The following is a 4,528-nucleotide window of genomic DNA, read 5'->3' as shown; positions in this document are numbered from 1 at the left end:
CGCGGCCGCGCGTGGGCGAGCCCCCCCCCCCCGCCCGCGCTGGTTGGGTGGGTGCCCCCCCCCTCGGGGGCTGGTTGCGGGCCCGCGCCCCCCCCGCGCCCCACGACCTGTGCCAGACGAGGGTCACCCCCAGCGCCGCCACCACGCCCGCGGCGCCCGCCGCCGCCACGACGTCGTGCGGCGGCACGCGCTCGGCGGCCAGTCCCGCCGCCGCGACGCCGAGCCCCTGCGAGACCTTCAGCGCGGTCACCGCCAGCCCGAACGCCTGACCCCGCCGCGCGTCGGGCACCGCCCGCACGAACTCGGTGCTCGCCACGAGCTGGTAGGCGCTGCCCAGGCCGGAGACGGTGAACAGCAGCAGCGTCGTCAGCAGGTCCGGCCGGGTCAGGCAGAGCACCAGGGGCGCGCACGACACGACCGCCAGCGCGGGCATCCACCGCACCCGCACGGGCGTGGCCAGGCGCGCGACGAGCACCATGCCGATCGCCGTGCCCAGCGCGCAGGCGGAGAAGAGCAGACCGACGGCGACCGGACCGGCCCCCAGCGCCGCCGAGTAGGGCGCGGCCAGGGCCTCGCCGGTGATGTAGAAGCCCGACAGGCAGGCGAACGCCACGAGCGCCCGCAGCCGCGGGTCTCCCCACACCAGCGCCGCGCCCGCCGCGACGTCGGTGAGCCAGCGGGAACCCTCCCCGCCCGGCGCCGCGGCGGCGGGCCGGGGACGCACCCACCGCCACACCAGCAGGGCGGACAGGGCGAACGAGACCGCGTCGGCCAGCAGCACGCCTCCGGTGCCCAGGAGCACGACCAGCGCGCCACCCCCGGCGAAACCCACGACCTGGGCGAACTGGGTGACGGTGTTGAGCGCGGCCTGACCCACCGGGTAGCGCTCGCCCTCCAGCACGTGCGGCAGCAGCGCGGCCCGCGCGGCTCCGCCGGGTGCGCCCGCGAGCTGCACGGCGACCAGCAGCGCGGCCACGGCCCACAGCGGGACGCCGGGGACCGCCATCACCGCGACCAGCACGGCGCGCACCACGTCCGCGCCGATCATGACCCGGCGCCGGGGACGGCGGTCGGCCACGCCCGACAGCAGCGGACCGCCCACCAGGTCGGGCAGGAACGTCAGCGCGTAGGTCAGCGCCGTCAACCCCGCCGACGCGGTCCGCTGGTAGACGAGCACCGACAGCGCCACCCTGGCGAACTGGTCCCCGATCACCGTCACGCTCTGCGCCACGAACAGCGCGCGGAACTCCCCGACGCCGAAGACCTCACGGAACGTCGCCACGCTCAGCGTCCCGTGCGCGCGCCGGGACCGCACGCCGGTGGTCGTGGGACGCCGGTCGCGTGCGCGTCCGGCGCGAGGAGTGCGCCCGCCGGTGCAGGCGGAGGTGTTCGGCCCGGTGCGCCCACGTTGCTGACGGTAGCGAAAAGGATGTCCGAGCGTAACCATTGCTCACATACCGACCGGTCGGTACCCTGACCTGCCGTGGGCAACGAGCAACGACGCCAGATCGACGCACTGGTGCTGGACTGGGGCGGCGTGCTCACCGTCCCGGTGCCGACCTTCGTCGGGGACTGGCTGACCTCCGAGAGCATCGACCGCGACCGCTACCGGGCGACCATGCGCGCCTGGACGGGACGCGAGGCACTGCCGGGCAACCCGGTGTTCCGCCTGGAGACCGGTGATCTCACCGTCGCCGAGTTCGAACACCTGCTGGCGGCCGAGCTGATCACCACCACCGGTGCGGACGTCGTCCCGGAGGGGTTGCTGCGCCGCATGTTCGGCTCCGCACACCCCGACGAGGCGATGATCGGCCTGGTCCGCGATGCCCGCGCCAGCGGTCTGCGCACCGCGCTGTTGTCCAACAGCTGGGGCGAGGGCTACCCCGTGGAGCTGCTCGCCGAGCTGTTCGACGTCGTCGTCATCAGCGGCCGCATCGGGATGCGCAAACCCGAGCCGCGCATCTTCGAGCACCTGCTGGAGCAGCTCGCCCTGCCCGCATCGCGCTGCGTGTTCTTCGACGACGCGCCCGCGAACGTCGAGGGCGCGAGGTCCGCCGGTCTGCACGCCTTCCGGCACACCGACGCGGCGAGCACCCGCGCAGCCGTGGCCGGTCTCGTCCCCGACCTCACCGGAGTGCGCGCATGACGGACCTCCCCGGCCTCGGCCTGGCGCCGCTGACCGCCTACCTCGACGAGCACCGCCCCGGCCTGCGCGCCGGTGAGCTGACCGCTCAGCTCGTCCCCGGCGGCAGGTCCAACCTGACCTACCGGATCGGCGACGGCGAGCACCGCTGGGTGCTGCGCCGCCCGCCCCTGGGCCACGTGCTGGCCACCGCCCACGACATGACCCGCGAGCACCGCGTGATCTCCGCGCTCGCCGGGACCGACGTGCCCGTCCCGCACGCCGAGCTGCTGTGCACCGACACCGACGTGCTCGGCGCTCCGTTCTACCTCATGGACGAGGTGCCCGGCACGGCGCTGCGCCACCGCGACGAGTGCCCGTGGCTCACCCCCGAGGTGGCCGGCGTGCTCTCGCAGCGGCTGGTCGACGTGCTGGCCGACCTGCACGCCGTGGACCCGGAGTCGGTGGGCCTGGGCGACTTCGGCCGTCCCGACGGGTTCCTCGAACGCCAGGTCGCGCGCTGGGGCAAGCAGCTCGACGCTTCGCGCAGCCGCGAGCTGCCAGGCATCGACGAGCTGCGCGCCCGCCTCGCCGCGTCCGTGCCCCGCTCGGCGCGCGCGACGATCGTGCACGGCGACTACCGCCTGGACAACGTCCTGGTCACCGCCGATCCGCTGGACATCAGCGCCGTGCTGGACTGGGAGATGGCGACGCTGGGCGATCCGCTCGCCGACGTCGGCCTGCTCTGCGTGTACTGGCAGGGCACCGGCAAGACCGACGACCCGGTCACCGGCACCGTCCCGACCATGCCGGGCTTCGCCTCCGGCGAGGAGCTGGTCGAGCGCTACGCGCGGCGCAGCGGCGCCGACGTGTCGCAGCTCGGCTGGTACGTCGCGTTCGGGTACTTCAAGCTCGCCGTGATCATCGAGGGCATCCACTTCCGCTTCACGGCGGGCAAGACCGTGGGCGCCGGTTTCGACACGCTCGGTGCGATGACCCTGCCGCTGGTCGAGCACGGTCTGGCCGCCTCTACCCCGAGGGAGAAGTGATGGACTTCGCCTACGACGCCCGCACCGAGGAACTGCGCGGCCGGCTGCTGACGTTCATGGACGAGGTGATCTACCCGGCGGAGCCCGTCCTGGAGGAGCAGCTCGCCGCGGCGGCCGACCCGTGGGCGCGCACGCCCGTCGTCGAGCAGGTGAAGGCCGAGGCACGCGCTCGTGGACTGTGGAACCTGTTCCTGCCCGACGCCGAGCACGGCGCCGGACTGACGAACCTCCAGTACGCGCCGCTGGCGGAGATCACCGGCCGCAGCCCGCACCTCGCGCCGGAGGCGGTCAACTGCGCCGCGCCCGACACCGGCAACATGGAGGTGCTCGCGCAGTTCGGCACCGAGGAGCAGAAGGAGCGGTGGCTGAGGCCGCTGCTCGACGGCGAGATCCGCTCGGCGTTCTGCATGACCGAGCCGGACGTGGCCTCCTCCGACGCGACGAACATCGCCACCCGCATCGAGCGCGACGGCGACTCCTACGTGATCAACGGGACCAAGTGGTGGTCCTCGGGCGCGATGGCCCCGAACTGCGCGGTCTTCATCGTCATGGGCAAGACCGACCCCGAGGCCGAGCGGCACCGGCAGCAGGCGATGATCCTCGTGCCGCGCGACACCCCCGGTGTGCACGTCAAGCGCGGGATGCACGTCTTCGGCTACACCGACGCCGGGCACGGCGGGCACGCGGAGATCGAGTTCCGCGACGTGCGCGTCCCGGCGGAGAACCTCGTCGCCGGTGAGGGCGAGGGCTTCGCCATCGCGCAGGCGCGGCTGGGCCCCGGCCGCATCCACCACTGCATGAGGCTGATCGGCATGGCCGAGCGCGCCCTGGAGCTGATGTGCCGCCGGGTCACCGAGCGCGTGGCGTTCGGCAGGCCGATCGCCACGCAGGGCGTGGTGCAGGAGTGGATCGCCGAGTCGCGGGTGCGCATCGAACAGGCGCGGCTGCTGGTGCTCAAGACCGCGTGGCTGATGGACACCGTGGGCAACAGGGGCGCGCACACCGAGATCCAGGCCATCAAGATCGGTACGCCGTCGATGGTGGAGTGGGTGCTGGACAAGGCGATCCAGGCCCACGGCGCGGGCGGCGTGAGCCAGGACTTCCCGCTGGCCCAGCTCTGGGCCTCGGCCCGCACCCTGCGTCTGGCCGACGGTCCCGACGAGGTGCACCGCCGCTCGCTGGCCCGCCGCGAGCTCAAGCGCTACCTGCCGGGCTGACGCCGGTCGCGGGGGGGCCCCCCCCCCCGGGGCGGGGGCCCCCGCCCCCCCCCCCCGGCGCGGCGGGGCCGCCCCCGCCCCGGGGGCGCGGCGGGACGCCGGCCCGGGGGCGCGGGCCGGGGGGCGGGGCGCCCCGGGCG

At 74.6% G+C, this 4,528-nt stretch carries 4 protein-coding genes; 3 read left to right on the top strand and 1 reads right to left on the bottom strand.

Features of this window, described 5'->3' with window-relative positions; translation table 11 throughout:
• A partial coding sequence (locus IMZ35_RS30150; protein ID WP_307869040.1) for an MFS transporter occupies nucleotides 1–1,282 on the bottom strand: 1,282 nt, incomplete at its 3' end.
• A gap of 201 nt (nucleotides 1,283–1,483) precedes the next feature.
• Between IMZ35_RS30150 and IMZ35_RS30145 the strand changes: the two genes are divergently transcribed.
• From IMZ35_RS30145 to IMZ35_RS30135, 3 genes are read left to right on the top strand one after another with little or no spacing between them, the layout of a single operon-like run.
• Entirely contained in the window at nucleotides 1,484–2,146 is a 663-nt protein-coding gene (locus tag IMZ35_RS30145; RefSeq protein ID WP_199444618.1) for an HAD family hydrolase, read from the top strand.
• Nucleotides 2,143–3,171, top strand: a complete 1,029-nt coding sequence (locus tag IMZ35_RS30140) for a phosphotransferase family protein (RefSeq protein WP_199444617.1) — start codon at nucleotides 2,143–2,145, stop codon at nucleotides 3,169–3,171. Before IMZ35_RS30145 ends, IMZ35_RS30140 begins: the two co-directional genes overlap by 4 nt.
• Nucleotides 3,171–4,388 (top strand): acyl-CoA dehydrogenase family protein, encoded by a 1,218-nt coding sequence (locus IMZ35_RS30135; protein ID WP_199444616.1) that lies wholly within the window; start codon nucleotides 3,171–3,173, stop codon nucleotides 4,386–4,388. The genes IMZ35_RS30140 and IMZ35_RS30135 overlap by 1 nt, the downstream gene beginning before the upstream one ends.
• The last annotated feature ends 140 nt before the right edge of the window (nucleotides 4,389–4,528 follow it).

Origin of the sequence: Umezawaea beigongshangensis, from assembly GCF_016464305.1 — a bacterium.
Classification (GTDB): domain Bacteria; phylum Actinomycetota; class Actinomycetes; order Mycobacteriales; family Pseudonocardiaceae; genus Umezawaea_A; species Umezawaea_A beigongshangensis.
This window is presented reverse-complemented; position numbering and strand designations above follow the sequence as displayed.